Here is a 17,125-nt window from a genome sequence, read left to right on the forward strand (position 1 = left end):
CGATGCGCGCCGGTCGTGTCGCCGCCATAGCGAGGCCGGTCGCCGCGGCGGCGCTGCTCGTCACGCTCGTCGCGTCGGTGGCCGCGGGAGCGCCCGTCCCCGCCGGCGCGCGAGAACCCGCCCGCGACCCATCCATCGGGCCCGGGCTCGAATGGGTTGCCCACCGCGAGAACCCGTTCCGGCGGGGCGACGACGCCGACTTCATCAATTCCGACCTCGCCTTCACGGGTGACCACCTCATCCAGGGCAACTTCGGGGGATTCTCGGTGTGGGACATCGCCGATCCGGCAGTGCCCACGCTGGTGAGCACGGTCTCCTGCCCCGGCGGCCAGGGCGACGTCAGCGCCGTCGGCAACCTCGTGTTCGTCTCGGTCGACGAGACGATGTCCGACGACTCCTGCCAGGCCGAGCGCGTGCCGGAGACCGACGAGAACTGGGAGGGCGTGCGCATCTTCGACGTCAGCGATCCCGCGTCGCCGCAGTACGTCGCGGCGGTCCGCACGCGCTGCGGGTCGCACACCCACACCGTCGTGCCCGACCCGGCGAGCGCGGATCGCGTGTTCGTCTACGTGAGCGCGTACAGCAGGGGCGCCTCCCGGAACTGCACCGGCCGCAATCCGCTGCAGATCATCGAGGTGCCGCTCGCCGCACCGGAGGGAGCGAGCGTCATCGGTGAGCTCGAACTCTTCGACGACGAGTCGGCGTTCGGCCCCGAGGACCGCGTCGCGGGTGGAGCGGAGACCCGGTCCACGACCGGATGCCACGACATCACGGCCTACCCGGCGAAGGCGCTCGCCGTCGCGGCGTGCCGTGGCGACGGGCTCCTCCTCTCGATCGCCGACCCACTCGCCCCGGTCGTGCTGCAGCGGGTCCGCGATCCCGCGGTCGCCTTCTGGCACTCGGGGATCTTCGACCATGCCGCGTCGACGGTCGTCTTCCAGGACGAGCTCGGCGACGGGTTCATCAACACGTGCTCCCCCGCGTTCGGGGCCGATCGGGGCGCGGATGCCGCGTGGCGGATCCAGCCCGACGGGCTCGTGAAGGCCGGCACCTTCAAGCTCCCTCGTGTCCAATCCGACCTGGAGAAGTGCGTCGCCCACTCCGGCGGACTGGTGCCGGTGCCGGATCGATTCGTGATCGCGCAGGCCTGGCTCGAGGGCGGGGTCTCCGTGATCGATTTCACCGAACCTGCCGCCCCGGTCGAGCTCACGTGGTTCGACCGACCCGACTACGGGTACTCCATGGACTACACCGCGGGCATCTGGTCGGTCTACCCGTACCGGGGCCACCTCTACGCGAGCGACATGTACGAGGGGCTCGAGGTGCTACGACTCACCGATCCCGCGTTCGCCGATGCAGCCCGGTACGACGACACCGGCCTCAATCCGCAGACGCAACCCGAGTACGCGTGGGTGTGGCGGGATGCACCGGTGGTGCCGAGTTCTGCGGCCGAGCGAACCCCCATGGAGATTCTGTCGGTGCACCCAGCGACGCTCGAGCCGTCCCCCGTCGCGGAGATCACCGTGTCACTGCCGGCGGGATCCCTGGCCGCCGGCGAGACCGCCGACATCTGGTGGATGCCGACGCAGAGCGTGCTGGCGACCGTCACCGCCGCGTCCGACGGATCGATGGCCGCAACCACGGTGACCCTCCCCGGGCCACTCGGGCCGGGGAGCTACGACGTGGTGGTGCGCGGCGACGTGTCGGCACCGCGGCTGGCGCTTGCGACCGTGGTCGTCGCGGCGCCGGCGCCGAGTCTCGCTCCGGATGCCGCGCCGGCGACCAGCGACGCGAGCGCGTGGTGGCTCGTCGTACTCCTGTCGTTCGCGGCCGTGCTCGTCTCTCACTCGGCACTCGCGAAGCGACGACGACGGCGGAGCCGGCCGTGAGGACTGTGCGACGACGACCCACCGCCGCGACGGCTGCGCTCATCGCGATGGTCGGCCTGTCGATCACCGCGTGCACCGCCGTCCCCGACCCCGCGCCGCCGACCGCCGCCCTCGTGACGCCGTCGGCGCCACCGGGAGCGGAGTCGGCACGCAGTCCGGCTTCTGGTCGTGCGTACACCCAGGAGGCGATCGCGGCGGACTTCGCGTTCGTCGCGGCCATGGTCGTGCATCACGAGCAAGCGGTCGAACTGGCCGAACTGGCGGTCGGTCGAGCGGCGGACCCCGAGATCGTCTCGCTTGCGGAGCGGATGTCACTGGCGCAGGCGGCCGAGGCGAGCACGATGCGCTCGTGGCTCGAGCGGCGTCAGGCGACGGGCGAATCCCACGAGCACGGGGCTGCCATGGAGGGCGAGATCAGCCGCGCCACTCTCGATCGCGCCGCCCAGGTGCGCGGTGCCACGTTCGATCGCCTGTTCATCGCCGCGATGGTGCCGCACCATCTCGGCGCAGTGCGGATGGCCGAGGATCGGCTTGCGGAACCCGGCGACCCGGCGGTCGCCCGCTGGGCGAGGGCGATGGCAGAGGGGCAATCGCTCGAGGTCGACCGCCTCCGCGAGATCGAGGCGCGGCTGCCGCGTGCCTGATCGCGACGTGGCCCCGGGGTCGGGTCGGGGCCCGGTTACCTGCCGAGGAGCTTCTGCAGCGCGGCGAGGTCCGCTTCGCTCGGTGCTTCTGTTGCGCTGCCGCCGCCGCCGAGGCCGAATCCTGATCCGGCGGGCGCCGCGCCCTGGCCGGCAGGTGCCGCCCCCGACTCGATCGCCGCGTTCTCGGCGGCGCGCTTGGCGGGGTTGCCCGAGCGCGATCCCGATGACTTCTTGCCCTTGGGCTTGCGGGACGCGCCGCCGCCGCCGAATCCGGCGCCCGGAATCGGCCCCATGCCCGGGATCTGCGGCATTCCGCCGCGGGCCACGGTCTTCATCATCTTCGCCGCCTGCTCGAACCGCTGCACGAGCTGGTTGACGTCGGTGACGGTCATGCCGGAGCCCTTCGCGATGCGCAGTCGCCGCGAGCCGTTCAGGAGCTTCGTGTTCTTGCGTTCGGCCGGCGTCATCGACTGGATGATCGCCTCGGTGCGCACGATCTCACGCTCGTCGAAGTTCTCGAGCTGCTGCTTCATGCCGCCGGCGCCCGGGAGCATGCCGAGCATCTTCTTGATGGACCCGGCGCCGCGGAGCTGCTGCATCTGCGCGAGGAAGTCGTCGAGGGTGAACTGGTCGGTCGCGAACTTCTCGGCGACCTTCATCGCCTCTTCCTCATCGAAGGCCGACTGCGCCTGCTCGATGAGGGTCAGGATGTCGCCGAGGTCGAGGATGCGGCTCGCCATGCGGTCGGGGTGGAACGGCTCGAAGTCGTCGAGCCCCTCACCCGTGGACGCGAAGATGATGGGGCGCCCGGTGACGGATGCCACGGACAGCGCCGCGCCACCGCGCGCGTCGCCGTCGAGCTTGGTCAGCACGACTCCCGTGAAGTCGACGCCGTCTTGGAAGGCCTTCGCGGTCATGACGGCGTCCTGGCCGATCATGGCGTCGATGACGAAGAGCACCTCGTCGGGGTTCGTGGCCTTTCGGATGTTCGCGGCCTGCTTCATGAGCTCGGCGTCGACGCCGAGTCGACCGGCAGTGTCGATGATCACGACGTCGTGCAGGGCGCGCTCGGCGTGCTTGACGGCGTCTTTGGCAACCCTGACGGGGTCGCCGACGCCGTTGCCCGGCTCGGGGGCGAAGACCGGCACGCCCGCCTGGCCGCCCACGACCTGCAGCTGGTTGACCGCATTCGGACGCTGGAGGTCGGCCGCGACGAGGATCGGGGTGTGGCCGTCTTTCACGAGCCACTTCGCGAGCTTGCCCGCGAGCGTCGTCTTTCCGGCGCCCTGGAGGCCGGCGAGCATGATGATCGTCGGCGGGTTCTTCGCGAACTGGAGGCGGCGCTGCTCTCCGCCGAGGATGCCGACGAGCTCTTCATTGACGATCTGCACGACCTGCTGCGCCGGGTTCAGCGCGCGATTCACCTCGTCGCCGAGGGCGCGTTCACGCACCTTCGCGGTGAACTGCTTGACCACGTCGAAGGCGACGTCGGCGTCGAGCAGCGCACGACGGATCTCGCGCACGGTGCCGTCGACGTCGGACGCCGAGAGCTTGCCCTTGGTGCGGAGGTTCTTGAAGGTCTCTGCGAGGCGGTCAGACAGGGTTCCGAAGGTAGCCATGGTGCTGACAATTCTAGGCGAGCGTCGAAGCGCCCCCGGTCAGCTGTCGCTCAGGCGTCGAAGCGCACGTCGACGACCGCGCGGCCGATGTCGATCGACGCCACGAGACGCGCGTCGATCTCGTCGGGCGCGAGTCCGTACTCGAACTCGGCGAAGATCTCGCCGTCGCCGTCGGCATCGGGGCGGAGGTCGACGCGCACGAGGCTGAGCGAGCGCAGTGCGTCGATCTGCCGGTCGCCGGACTCCCTGGTGATCATGGCGCCTGCCGCCTCGGCGTCGTCGCCGTCGAGCACCGCGGTGAGGAAGCTCACGACCGAACCGTTGCCGTCGAGTTCCCCGACGAAGGCGTTGCGGAGCTCGTCGTCGATGAGTTCGAGTTCGCCCACCATGGTGGCGGCCGCGTCGAGCGAGGCGGTCGACACGGTGTCGGAGTCGGCGTCGAGCACGACCTCGACCTCCTGGTCGCCGTATTCCTTGCGCTCCGACCAGTAGTCGCCGATGAGCCCGAAGTAGTCGTGTTCGATGGCCATGTCTGTTCTCTCCTTCTCAGCCGACGAGCTTCTGGGCGAACACGTGGGGCGTGAAGCCCGTGAGGTCCCCGATCGCCTCGCCCTGGCCGATGAGCTTGATCGGCAGCCCCGTCTTCTCCTGCACGGCGATCACGAAGCCGCCCTTGGCGGAGCCGTCGAGCTTCGTGAGCACGAGGCCGGTGACCCCGCCGTGCTCGATGAACGCCTCGGCCTGCGCGAGGCCGTTCTGCCCCGTGGTCGCGTCGAGCACGAGCAGCACCTCGCTGATCGGAGCCTGCTTCTCGAGGACGCGCTTGATCTTGGCGAGCTCGTCCATGAGCCCGCCCTTGGTGTGCAGGCGTCCGGCGGTGTCGATGATGACGATCTCGGTGCCGTCGCGCTTGGCCTGCTCGACGGTCTGGAAGGCGACGGATGCCGGGTCTTGACCTTCGCGCTCTGGGCGGACGATGCTCGCCCCCGCGCGTTCGGCCCACGTGGCGAGCTGGTCGACGGCCGCGGCGCGGAAGGTATCGGCGGCGCCGACGACGACCGTGCGGTCGTAGTTGCGGAGGAATCGTGCGAACTTGCCGATCGTCGTGGTCTTGCCCACGCCGTTGACGCCGACGACGAGCACGACCGCCGGGCGCTCGGTGAGCTTCAGCGTCGGGTCGTACTTCGAGAGGCGCTCCTCGATGAGCTCGCGGAGCATCCGCTGCACGTCACGCGGGTCGGTGGTCTTGTAGCGGTCGACCTGCGCCTTGATCGCCTCGACGATCTCTTCCGTGACCGACGGGCCGAAGTCGGCGCGGATGAGCGCGGACTCGAGGTCGTCCCACGTGTCGTCGTCGATCGTCTTCGCGCCGAAGACCCCGCGGAGGGCCGCGCCGAGCGACCACGATGCACGTTCTGCCATGCCTCCAGCCTAGGGCGCGCACCCGGTACACCGATGCCGCGTCCACCCGCAAGGGGTTGCCCGCCGTGCACGGCGACCGAGAGCCTCGGTACGACGGAAGGACCGGTATGACGATCGTGGGATTCCATGCCTCGCACGAACAACTCCCCCCGAGTCGCCTGCTCGCCGCCGTGAAGGACGCCGAGCAGGCCGGCTTCGACGCCGCGATGTGCAGCGATCATCTCGAGCCGTGGAGCGCGCGGCAGGGCCACTCCGGCTACGCGTGGAGCTGGCTCGGCGCCGCCCTCGAGGCCACGCGATTCTCGCTCGGCGTCGTCACGGCACCCGGGCAGCGGTATCACCCGGCGGTCGCGGCGCAGAAGCTGGCGACCCTCGCCGAGATGTACCCCGGGCGGTTCTGGGCCGCCATCGGCAGCGGTGAGGCCATCAACGAGCACGTCACCGGAGACCCGTGGCCCGAGAAGGACGAACGCGACGCACGGCTCGCCGAGACCGTCGACGTGATCCGCCGGCTGCTCGCCGGCGAGGAGGTCTCGGCCGATGGCCTGGTCCGAGTCGACCGGGCGCGCGTCTGGAGTCTGCCGGAGGTGCCGCCACCACTCTTCGCGGCCGCCGTGAGCACCGAGACGGCGCGCGAGGTCGCGGCATGGGCCGACGGGGTGATCACGGTCGACCAGCCGACCGACGCGCTCCGCGAGTTCATGGGCGCCTACCGCGATGCCGGCGGACGCGGACCGATCGCCGTGCAGGTGCACCTGAGCTGGGCGCCGACCGACGAGGAGGCGATCGCGATCGCCCACGACCAATGGCGCCAGAGCCTCGTGCCCGCGCACCTCGCGTGGGAGCTCGACCGCCCCCAGGACTTCGACGAACGCACCGCCGAGGTCACGCCCGAGCAGGTGGCCGAGACCCTGCTGTGCTCCGCCGACCCGGCACGGCACCTCGAGCACCTCGCCGGCATTGCCGCGCTGGGGATCGATCGCATCTACCTGCACCACGTCGGAACCGAGCAGACCGCGTTCATCGACACGTTCGGCGAGCATGTGCTGCCCGAATTGAAGGAGGCCGGCCGATGAAGATCACCGATCGCAGCGACCTGTGGTGGAAGACCGCCGTCGTGTACTGCCTCGACGTCGAGACCTACATGGACTGGAACGACGACGGGTTCGGCGACTTCGAGGGACTCGCGCACCGGCTCGACCACCTCGCCGAGCTCGGCGTGACGTGCATCTGGCTCATGCCGTTCCAGCCCACCCCCGACCGCGACGACGGGTACGACATCACCGACTTCACGGGCGTCGACCCCCGCCTCGGGACTCTCGGCGACGTGGCGGAGCTCACCCGCACCGCGCGCGACCGTGGCATGCGCGTGATCATCGACTTCGTCATGAACCACACCTCGGACAAGCATCCGTGGTTCAAGTCGGCCCGCCGGAGCCGCACGGCGCCGTACCGCGACTACTACGTGTGGCGCGACGAGCCGCCGAAGAAGCAGGCGCAGACCGTCTTCCCCGGTGAGGAGGACAGCGTCTGGGAGCTCGACGAGCGCACCGGGCAGTACTACCTGCACAGCTTCTACCGACACCAGCCCGACCTGAACATCGCGAACCCGGCAGTGCGCGACGAGATCGCGAAGACGATCGGGTACTGGCTGGAGCTCGGCATCTCGGGGTTCCGGGTCGACGCGGTGCCGTTCCTCATCGAGCCGCCCGAGGGCGTCGATATCGGCGACCCGCACGAGTTCCTCCGCGACATCCGCCGCTTCCTGCAGCGCCGCTCGAGCGAGGCTGTGCTCCTGGGCGAGGTGAACCTCCCATTCGACCAGCAGCTCGGATTCTTCGGTCCCGCGGGGGCCCAGCCCGAGCTGACGATGCAGTTCGACTTCCTCAGCATGCAGGCGCTCTACCTCTCGCTCGCTCGCGAGGACGCGAGGCCGCTCGCGGCGTCGCTCGCGAAGCGGCCCGAGATCGAACCCGAGGCGCAATGGGCGAACTTCGTGCGCAACCACGACGAGCTCACCCTCGACAAGCTCAGCGACAGCGAACGCCAGGAGGTGTTCGATGCCTTCGCGCCCGAGGAGTGGATGCGCGTCTACGGGCGCGGCATCGCCCGCCGGCTGCCGACGATGCTCGACGGCGACCCGCGGCGGATCAAGATGGTCTACAGCCTGCTCTTCTCGCTCCCGGGAACCCCCGTGCTCTTCTACGGTGAGGAGATCGGCATGGGCGAGAACCGCGAAGAGGGCGGCCGCCTCACGGTGCGCACGCCGATGCAGTGGACCGGAGAGGCGAACGGCGGCTTCTCGAGGGCCGCACCGCGGAAGCTCACCGCCGCGCCGCCGAGCGACGGCTCCGCGCCCGAGCACGTCAACGTCGAGGCGCAGATGCACGACCCCGAGTCGCTGCTCAACGTGATCCGGAGCTTCGCGGTGCGGTACCGGAGCTCACCCGAGATCGGGTGGGGCCGCCTCGACGTGCTCGAGAGCGGACAGGACGCCGTGCTCGCCCACCGCATCACCGCCGACGTGGGCCGGTTCGTCGCCGTGCACAACTTCGCGCCCACCCCGACGGTCGTCGACCTCGAGCTCGGGCCGGTGGCACCCGACTCGGTGCTCTCCGACCTGTTCACGGTCGACACGTTCGACCTCGACGAGCGGGGACGCATCGACGTGCACCTCGACGCCTTCGGCTACCGCTGGTTCCGCATCGTCGAGCCCGACGACCGACGGCTCACCTGAACCGACGGCGTCGATGACGGATGCCTCGGCGACGCGTGCCACCGTCGGGGCATCCGCTCAGCTCGCCTTCGCCTCGCGCTCCTCGCGCTCCTCGCGAACCCGCTGCCCGACGACGGCGGAGACGCCGTCCTGGCGCATCGAGACGCCGTAGAGGGCGTCGGCGATCTCCATCGTGCGCTTCTGGTGGGTGATCACGATCAGCTGGCTCGACTCGCGGAGGTCTTCGAGGGTCGAGAGCAGGCGGCCGAGGTTGGCGTCGTCGAGGGCGGCCTCGACCTCGTCCATGATGTAGAACGGGCTCGGCCGGGCCTTGAAGATCGCGATGAGCAGTGCCACCGCTGCGAGCGAGCGCTCACCGCCCGAGAGCAGGGAGAGGCGCTCGATCTTCTTGCCGGCCGGCTTCACGCTCACCTCGATGCCGGTCGTGAGCATGCTCTCGGGATCGGTGAGCGAGATGCTGCCCGCGCCGCCCGGGAAGAGCACCGGGAACACCTGGCTGAACGCCTCCCGCGTGTCCTCGAAGGCGCTGCGGAAGATCGACTCCATGCGCCCGTCGATCTCCTCGATGATCGTGAGCAGGTCCTTGCGGGTGTTCGCGAGGTCGGTGAGCTGCTCGGTGAGGAACTGGTGGCGCTGCTCGAGCGCCGCGAACTCCTCGAGCGCGAGCGGGTTCACCCGGCCCAGCTGGGCGAGCTTGCGCTCGGCCCCCTGGAGCCGGCGCTGCTGCTCATCGCGGCGGAACGGGCGCGACTCGCCGCCGTGCTCCTCGGCCGGGATCTCCTGGTCGGGACCGTACTCGGCGACGAGCACCTCCTCGGTGAGGCCGAGCTCCGACTCGGCGCGCTCCACGAGGCCGCCCACGTGGAGCTTCTTCTCGTAGATGCGCAGCTCGAGTCCGTGCACGTCTTCGGTCACGGCGTGGAGCCGCTCGCGCACCGACGCCTCGTCGCGTCGAACGGCCTGCAGCTCCTCGTTGCGGCTCGCCCGGTCGGCCTCAGCGCGGCCGAGGGCGACCCTGGCCTCGGCGACCGACCGGTCGACGGAGTCGAGTGCGGCGGGCACTGCCTCGGCCACGCGTGTCGCGGCCTCGAGCTGGGCACGGCGGATGACCGCGCGCCGTGCCGCTTCGGCCGCCGCCCGTCGCTCGGCCTCGAACTGCGACTCCATCGCCCGAATGCGCGCCTCTTCGGCGCGAACCCGCTCCTTTGCCGTCTCGAGTCGCAGCTTCGACTCGACCTCCGCCTCGCGGGCGGCCTCGAGCGCGGCGAGCGCCGCGTCGCGAACCCCGGTCTCGAGCACCGGGCGCGGAGTCGCGCGGGCGGCCTCGAGTGCCGCCTTCGCCTCGGCGGTCGCGGCCTCCGCCTCGGCGACGCGATGCTCGGCGTTCGCCGCGGCCTGCCGGAGGCGTTCGGAGTCGGCGTCGGCGGCCTCGGCCTGCACTCGCGCGCGGTTCAGCCGCTCGGTGCGCTGCGCGAGCTGGGCGTCGAACTCGCGAAGGGCGGCGAGTGCACGCTTGGCCTGCTCCTTCGACTGCTCCACGATCCGGCGCTGCTCGGTGAGCGCGAACCGGCTCCGCTCGATCTCGCCGCGGACCTCGTCGAGTCGCGCGGCGGCACGGTCGCGCTGGGCGATCAGCTCGATGCGGCTCTGCTGCCGCCCGGATCCGCCGCGCAGCACGAAGCGTCCGATGACCGTGCCGTCCTTCGTGATGACGGTGACGGGAGCGGCGAGCTTCGCGAGCCCGGGCTCGGCGGCACGCGCCGCCGGGAGGTCGTCGGCGATCAGCACTTCGGAGAGAAGGCCGAGCACGCCCGGCGGGGCGGTGACGACGTCGGATGCCGCGACGAGTCCGTCGATCGCGGTTGCGCCCGTCGTCGCCCGGCCGGCGTCGGCGAGCGTGAGCGCCACCCGGCCGAGTTCGCCGGATTCCGCCCGTTCGAGCGCGCGGTACGCCGCGGCACGGTCGTCGACGAGCACCGCGTCGCTCAGCGAGCCGAGCGCCGCGGCGATCGCCGGCTCGTAGCCGGGCTCGACCTGGAGCGCCTCCGCTAGGAGGCCGCGCACGCCCGGGACACCCGCGGCGACGAGGGCCGATGAGCCGTCCTTCTGGTCGAGGGCGAGCGAGAGCGCCTCCGTACGGGCCGCGAGCGCGCCCTGTTCGCGCTCCTTGCCGTGCAGTTCTTCGCGGATGCGCTCGATCTCGGCCTCGGCCTCGAACACCGCGGCCTGCGCGAGCTCGTAGGCCTCGTCGAGGTCGGTCTCGGCCGTGTCACCGGTGTCGGCGTCGGCCTCGGCCTCGGCGAGGGCGGCGGCCGCCTTCGCACGGCGATCGGCGGATGCCTCGAGCGCGTTGGCGTGCCGCAGCACCTCGCCGCGCACCGCGGCGAGCTTCGAGGCGGCGGTGTCGGCCCGACCGGCGAGCTTGGAGATCTCGAGGTCGAAGGCGGCGACGAGGGCGCTCTGGCGGGCGATGCCCTCATCGACCGTGTCGAGCTCGGCACGGGCGATGACCGTCGCCTCGTGCGCGCCGTCGAGCGCTGCCGCGGCGGCGTCGACGCCGGAGCGGAGGTCGCCGAGCTCGGCCACGGCGTCGTCGATCATGGCGCGAGTGACGCTCGGCGCGGCATCCGCCTGCTCGGAGGAGGTGCCCAGCAGCGCGAGCCGCTGACGTGCAAGCGAGTCGAGGGAACGCAGGCTCGACTGCGCCTGCTCGAGGGCGAAGCTCGTCGACCGGGCGCGGTCGACGTCGTCGCCGAGATGGGCCTGCTCGAGTCGCGCCACCTTCGCCTGGTGCTGTTCGAGCTCGTCTTGGAGCACGAGTCGTTCGGCGTGCCGCTCGTGCTCGGTGCGGCCGTGCGCCTCGAGTGCGCGGCGGAGGCCGACGACCTCGTCGGCGAGCAGGCGGGCACGGGCGTCGCGTACGACGGCGGCGATGGTCGCGGCCTCTCGTGCGACCTCCGCCTGGCGGCCGAGCGGCTTGAGCTGGCGGCGGATCTCACCGGCGAGGTCGGAGAGCCGCGTGAGGTTCGCCTGCATCGCGTCGAGCTTGCGGAGCGTCTTCTCCTTGCGGCGTCGATGCTTCAGGATGCCGGCTGCTTCCTCGATGAAGCCGCGACGGTCTTCGGGCGTGGCCCGCAGCACCTGGTCGAGCTGGCCCTGCCCGACGATGACGTGCATCTCGCGGCCGAGTCCCGAATCACTGAGCAGCTCCTGCACGTCGAGGAGCCGGCACGTCTCGCCGTTGATGGCGTACTCGCTCGCGCCGTTGCGGAAGAGCGTGCGAGAGATCGTCACCTCGCTGTACTCGATCGGCAGCGCGCCGTCGGAGTTGTCGATCGTGAGGCTCACCTCCGCCCGACCGAGCGGGCCGCGCGTCGAGGTGCCGGCGAAGATGACGTCCTCCATCTTGCCGCCGCGGAGCGTCTTCGCACCCTGCTCGCCCATCACCCAGGCGAGTGCGTCGACGACGTTCGACTTGCCCGAGCCGTTCGGGCCGACGATGCAGGTGACGCCCGGTTCGAACGCGAACGTCGTCGGCTGCGCGAAGGACTTGAAGCCCTTGAGCGTCAGGCTCTTCAGGTACACGTCCCACCTCTCCTGGTCGCGAGAACGCTGCGGACTACGGTATCCGAGGTTCGGCGCACTCCCGTGCACGCGCGCCGCCCTGCGGCCGATCCGCCCTTGTCCCGTCGGGGCACCACCGATAGTCTGGGCGGCTGCCCGCCCTGGGTGGCGAGGAGGTGCCCACGTGCAATTCGACATCCGCCCGGTGACCGTTCCCGAGCGACTCGGCACTCCGGAGTCCGCCGACTTCGAGGCGTACACCGAGACCACGGCCGTCGTCGAGGAGTCGGTGTGGGGGCATCGCCGCTTCGCGTACGACGCCGCACAGCTCCTGCCGATGTTCCGCGACGACCGGTACACGGGCCGGCAGGCGTTGGCCGCGTGGGAGGGCGAACGCTGCATCGGTCGCGCCGACGTGCTGTGGGAGCAGGGCGACGGGGCCCGAACGGCGGAGATCACGGTCGGCGTCGTGCCCGATGCGCGTGGCCGGGGCCTCGGCAGCGAACTCCTCCGCCGCGCCGAGCGACACGCGCGTGACGCCGGCCGCGAGGTGTTCACGGGCTACTCCGACATCCCGCTCTCGAGCCTCGAGCTGCCCGGGCCGCGGCTCGAGGCCCCCGATGGCACGGGTTCGATGCCGACCGCGGCGCTCGGGGCATCCTTCGCCACCCGTCACGGCTACCGCCTGGCGCAGCTCGAACGCGTCAGCGGCCTGGCGGTGACCGGTCGGCTCGACGAGTTCCGGGCGCTGCTGGCCGAACGGCTCGCCGGACGGGGCGCCGCCGCTGCGGGGTACCGCCTGACCGGCTGGACCGACCACGCGCCCGACGAGCTGCTCGATTCACTCGCCGTGGCGCACGCCTCCATGGCGACGGATGTCCCGGCCGGCGGCCTCACCGTCGACGAGGAGGTCTGGGATGCCGCTCGCGTGCGCGCCGGCGAGCTCCGCGCGGTCGACGGCGAGCGCACCACCCTCGTCCAGGCCGCGATCGCGCCCGACGGATCGGTCGCCGGCTACACCGAGTTGTCGCTGCCGTCGAACTCCGCCTCCGCGTTCCAGTGGGACACGATCGTGCTGGGCCCGCACCGCGGCCACGGCCTCGGCATGCTGCTGAAGCTCGGCAACCTCGTGCGCCTCGGCGAGACCGCCCCAGACCACACCGACGTCTTCACCTGGAACGCCGACGAGAACGAGCACATGCTCGCGATCAACATCGCCCTCGGCTTCACGCTCCGGGGGATGTCTGCCGAATGGCAGCGCGACGGAGACGCTGGCAGCGCGGGCACCGGTGCGACGAGCGGTTCATGAAGGGCTCCCGAACGATCGGCGTGCCGCACCGGCTGCAGGGCAGGCCGGCGCGCCCGTAGGCGTTCAGTGAATGCTCGAAGTACCCGGATGCCCCGTTGACGTTCACGTACTGGGCGTCGAAGCTCGTGCCGCCCTCGGCGAGCGCACGGCCGAGCACATCGCGCACGGCGCCGAGGAGTTCGCGCGACCGCCGGGGAGCCAGTGCGGCGGCGGGCTGCTCGGGGTGGAGTCGAGACGCCCAGAGCGCCTCGTCGGCGTAGATGTTGCCCACGCCGCTCACGACGCCCTGATCGAGCAGCACGCGCTTCACCCCTGACGCACGTCGCGCGAGCGCGGCGACGAACGCGTCATCGGAGAACGCGGGGTCGAGCGGATCACGAGCGATGTGCGCGACCTGCGCGGGGATCGATCGCGCCCACTCCCCCGTGACGTCGCCCGAGTAGCCGGCGACCGCACCGTCGGCCGTGGGCACCAGCCGGTCGACCGCGAGCGACCCGAAGGTGCGCTGGTCGAGGAAGTCGACGCGGTACTCGCCGTGCTCGGGGTGCTCGAGGTGCATCCGTACCCGCGGATGGCGGTCGTCGCCGGGGTGATCGGGGGTGCGCAGCAGGAGCTGGCCGCTCATGCCGAGGTGGCCGACGATCGCCCGACCGCTCGCGATCGGGAGCCAGAGGAACTTGCCGCGCCGCACGGCCGCCTCGATGCGGGCACCGGTGACGAGCGATTCGAAATCACCGGATGCCGCATCGTGCCGCGTCAGCGCGCGTGCGTCGAGCACCTCGACCGACGACACCGTGGCGCCGGTCACCGCGGGCGCGAGTCCGGCGCGAACGACCTCCACCTCGGGCAGCTCGGGCATTCCTCGAGCGTACTGCGACCCGCTCCCACCGAGGCTCAGCGGCGCGAGAAGCGCAGCGTGACCAGCTGGAACGGTCGAAGGCGAAGCTCGGCGGTCCCGCCCTGCGCTTCGACGAGGGACGCCGGGTCACGGGCCGGGCGCTCGAGCAGGTCGGTCTCGACGATGCCCGAGACCCGGCAGTCGACGCTCACCGTGCCCGACGCTCGCGCGCCGCGCGCCTCGTAGAGGCGCACGACGAGGTCGCCCGAGCGGTCGTCGGCGAGCTTCACCGACTCCACCACGATGCTCGGCGAGTCGCTCCGAACGAGCGGCGCCACGATGCTCGCGGCATCGACGGAGCGGAGGGGAAGGTTCAACCGATAGCCCTCCTGCGCGGCGTCGAGCACATCCGTGCCGATCGCGATCGACGTGCGCAGCCGGTGGCGACCCTGATCGCTGACGGGATCGGGGAAGAGCGGGGCGCGCAGGAGGGACTGGCGAACGAGTGTCGTCGTCCCGCCCGCCGGCCCGCTCGTCCGCGTGATGTCGTGGCCGTAGGTCGAGTCGTTCGCGACGGTCACGCCGAACCCGGGCTCGGCGACGTGCACCCACCGGTGCGCGCAGGTCTCGAACCGGGCGGCGTCCCATGACGTGTTCACATGGGTCGGCCGGTGGACGTGACCGAACTGCACCTCCGACGCGGCTCGGTCGGCGTGCACGTCGAGCGGGAACGCGAGCTTGAGCAGCTTCTGCTTCTCGTGCCAGTCGACGGTCGTCTCGATCTCGAGCGCCGCCGCGTCGCCCGCGAGCGTGATCAGCTGCGACACCGCCGAGTCGCCGAACCGGCGTTCGACGCGCACCGACGCACGCCCAGGGGCATCCGTCACCAGTTGCACCGACTCGGCGTCTCGCAGGTCGGTCCCGGAGCGCTGGTAGTGCTGATCGATGTCCCAGGCGTCCCACTGCGTCGGGGTGTCCCGGAACAGCTGGAGGAGGTTGCCCGGTTGCCCCGCCGGCACCGCATCACGGCCGGTCGTCACCTCGACCAGCGACGTGATGAGGCCGTGCGCGTCGATCGAGACCCGGAGCCGGTCGTTCTCGAGCACGAAGCCGTCGCCGTCACGCTCCGCCCGCACGGTCGGCGCCGTGTCGACGGGCCCGGCCGACATCGCGGCCACCCCCGACACCGGGAACGGCGAGGCATTGAACGCGACTGCCGCTCCGTCTCCCCCGTGGGCGTCGGCGCCGGCGCCGAGCGCCGCGATCGCATCGGCGATGATGTCCTCGAGCTCAGCCGCGATCTGCCCGTACTTCTCCTCCGCCGAACGGTGCACCCAGGCGATCGAGGTGCCCGGCAGGATGTCGTGGAACTGCAACAGCAACACCGACTGCCAGAGCTCGGCGAGGCGCGCGTGCGGGTACTCGGCACCCGTTCGCACGGTCGCGGTCGCGGCCCAGAGCTCGGCTTCTCGCAGCAGGTGCTCGCTCCGCCGGTTGCCCGCCTTCGTCCTGGCCTGCGAAGTGTAGGTGCCGCGGTGGAACTCGAGGTAGAGCTCCCCCGACCAGACCGGCGGATTCGGGTAGTCCCGTTCGGCCTCCTCGAAGAACGCGAGGGGCGAAGCGATCGTCACAGTCGGCGAGCCCTCGAGCGATGCGGTGCGGGATGCCGCCGCCAGCATCTCGCGCGTCGGGCCGCCGCCGCCGTCGCCGAATCCGAACGGGACGAGCGACACGTTCGACGCGCCCTTCTCGGCGTACTGGCGCTGTGCTCGCGCCAGCTCCTCGCCCGACAGCACCGAGTTGTACGTGTCGACGGGCGGGAAGTGCGTGAAGATGCGCGACCCGTCGATCCCCTCCCAGGAGAAGGTGTGGTGCGGCATCGTGTTGGTCTCGTTCCAGCTCGTCTTCTGGGTGAGGAAGTACCGCGAACCGGCCGCCACCGCGATCTGCGGAAAGGCGGCGGAGTATCCGAACGAGTCGGGGAGCCAGACCTCGAGCGGCTCGATGCCGAACTCCCGCATGAAGAACTCCTTGCCGGCGACGAGCTGCCTGACGAGCGCCTCGCCGCCCGGCATGTTCGTGTCGGACTCGACCCACATGCCCCCGACCGGCACGAATCGTCCTTCGGCGGCGCGCGCTCGGATCCGCTCGAACAGGTCGGGGTAGTGCTCCTTCATCCAGGCGTACTGCTGGGCTGACGAGGCGGCGAAGACGAAGCCGGGATCGCGCTCCATGAGGTCGAGCACGTTGGAGAAGGTGCGGGCGCACTTCCGGATGGTCTCCCGGAGCGGCCACAGCCACGCCGAGTCGATGTGGGCATGCCCCACGGCGATGACGCGGTGCGCGCTCGCGTACGCGGGTCGCGCCAGCACCGGAGCGAGGATCGACCGGCCGAGAGGGGCGGTGCCGCCGACATCGTCGGGGTCCATTCCGTCGACGACCGACTCGAGGGCGCGCAGGAGGTCGGCGGTCCGCGGCAGCTCGCTGCCGAGTTCGCCCATCAGGCCCGTGAGCGTCCAGATGTCCATCTGCAGTTCCCACACCTGCGTGTCGCGCAGTGCCACGTCCACTTTCCGGAGCCGGTAGATCGGGTCGGTCCCCGCCGTCGCCTTGTCGCCGACGGGTGTCGGCCGGAAGCTCCAGTCGCTGCCGACATCCGGATTCGAGGCGGCCTCGATGTAGAGGTCGATGCGACCGCCCGGGCCGACGTCGAGGGGGACGTGGTTGTTGAACGGCTCGATGGCCTTCAGGATGCGCCCCGACGGGTCGAACACGAGTCCCTCCGCCTGGAAGCCCGCCTGGCCCGAGAGGAACCCGAGGTCGACGACGAGCTCCACCTCCCCGTCGAGACCCTCCCATTCCGCCGGAACCGACCCTGTGACGTGGAACCAGGTCGTGCCCCACGGCTTGCCCCACGCGGATCCGACCGCGAACGGCTCGAATCGCTGCGCCACGGCTTCGGCGAACGGCACCGGCTCGTCGGGTACCTCCCAGGCGGCGAGTGCCAGTGGCGTGGCGGCCCGGTAGAGCGCCGGCTTCACGCGCTCCTCCACGAAGCGGTCGATCCGAGCGCGGACCAGGGCGGAATTGTCGTGCATGTGGA

The 17,125-nt window shown here is 71.0% G+C and carries 11 protein-coding genes; 5 read left to right on the forward strand and 6 right to left on the reverse strand.

The features are described 5' to 3' along the window. The first annotated feature begins 2 nt into the window (after positions 1–2). Both QFZ26_RS01070 and QFZ26_RS01075 read left to right on the forward strand, forming a co-directional pair. Positions 3–1,889 carry an LVIVD repeat-containing protein gene (locus QFZ26_RS01070; RefSeq protein WP_307038638.1) on the forward strand — a complete coding sequence of 629 codons (1,887 nt, stop codon included), beginning with the start codon at positions 3–5 and terminating at the stop codon, positions 1,887–1,889. Further along, positions 1,886–2,533 (forward strand): DUF305 domain-containing protein, encoded by a 648-nt coding sequence (locus QFZ26_RS01075; protein WP_307038639.1) that lies wholly within the window; start codon positions 1,886–1,888, stop codon positions 2,531–2,533. The genes QFZ26_RS01070 and QFZ26_RS01075 overlap by 4 nt, the downstream gene beginning before the upstream one ends. A gap of 35 nt (positions 2,534–2,568) precedes the next feature. On the opposite strand, the gene ffh is transcribed toward QFZ26_RS01075, so the two are convergent. The 3 genes from ffh to ftsY are packed head-to-tail and all read right to left on the reverse strand — an operon-like array spanning position 2,569 to position 5,574. Beyond that, positions 2,569–4,152, reverse strand: a complete 1,584-nt coding sequence (ffh, locus tag QFZ26_RS01080; RefSeq protein WP_307038640.1) for a signal recognition particle protein — start codon at positions 4,150–4,152, stop codon at positions 2,569–2,571. A 50-nt stretch (positions 4,153–4,202) separates the two neighbouring features. Beyond that, positions 4,203–4,682, reverse strand: coding sequence for a DUF2004 domain-containing protein (locus QFZ26_RS01085; RefSeq protein WP_307038641.1), 480 nt, complete (start codon positions 4,680–4,682; stop codon positions 4,203–4,205). A 16-nt stretch (positions 4,683–4,698) separates the two neighbouring features. Then, positions 4,699–5,574, reverse strand: a complete 876-nt coding sequence (gene ftsY / locus QFZ26_RS01090; protein WP_307038642.1) for a signal recognition particle-docking protein FtsY — start codon at positions 5,572–5,574, stop codon at positions 4,699–4,701. 107 nt (positions 5,575–5,681) lie between these two features. On the opposite strand from ftsY, the gene QFZ26_RS01095 reads away from it, so the two are divergent. Further along, complete coding sequence (locus QFZ26_RS01095) at positions 5,682–6,650, forward strand: TIGR03885 family FMN-dependent LLM class oxidoreductase (RefSeq protein WP_307038643.1); 969 nt, start codon at positions 5,682–5,684, stop codon at positions 6,648–6,650. Continuing rightward, the gene (locus QFZ26_RS01100) at positions 6,647–8,311 is read left to right on the forward strand and encodes an alpha-amylase family protein (RefSeq protein WP_307038644.1); all 1,665 of its coding nucleotides are present in this window, start codon (positions 6,647–6,649) and stop codon (positions 8,309–8,311) included. Before QFZ26_RS01095 ends, QFZ26_RS01100 begins: the two co-directional genes overlap by 4 nt. A gap of 57 nt (positions 8,312–8,368) precedes the next feature. Here the strand turns inward: QFZ26_RS01100 and smc are convergent, their stop codons facing one another. Continuing rightward, positions 8,369–11,896, reverse strand: a complete 3,528-nt coding sequence (gene smc / locus QFZ26_RS01105) for a chromosome segregation protein SMC (RefSeq protein WP_307038645.1) — start codon at positions 11,894–11,896, stop codon at positions 8,369–8,371. Positions 11,897–12,059: 163 nt separating this feature from the next. Here smc and QFZ26_RS01110 point away from each other — a divergent pair, with 163 nt between their 5' ends. Then, entirely contained in the window at positions 12,060–13,184 is a 1,125-nt protein-coding gene (locus tag QFZ26_RS01110) for a GNAT family N-acetyltransferase (protein WP_307038646.1), read from the forward strand. On the opposite strand, the gene mutM is transcribed toward QFZ26_RS01110, so the two are convergent. Beyond that, positions 13,102–14,043, reverse strand: coding sequence for a bifunctional DNA-formamidopyrimidine glycosylase/DNA-(apurinic or apyrimidinic site) lyase (mutM, locus tag QFZ26_RS01115; protein WP_307038647.1), 942 nt, complete (start codon positions 14,041–14,043; stop codon positions 13,102–13,104). The two genes, QFZ26_RS01110 and mutM, sit on opposite strands and share 83 nt — an antisense overlap. A gap of 35 nt (positions 14,044–14,078) precedes the next feature. Continuing rightward, positions 14,079–17,120, reverse strand: coding sequence for an alpha-mannosidase (locus tag QFZ26_RS01120; RefSeq protein WP_307038648.1), 3,042 nt, complete (start codon positions 17,118–17,120; stop codon positions 14,079–14,081). Between the last annotated feature and the right edge of the window lie 5 nt (positions 17,121–17,125).

It is taken from the genome of Agromyces ramosus, from assembly GCF_030817175.1.
Classification (GTDB): domain Bacteria; phylum Actinomycetota; class Actinomycetes; order Actinomycetales; family Microbacteriaceae; genus Agromyces; species Agromyces ramosus_A.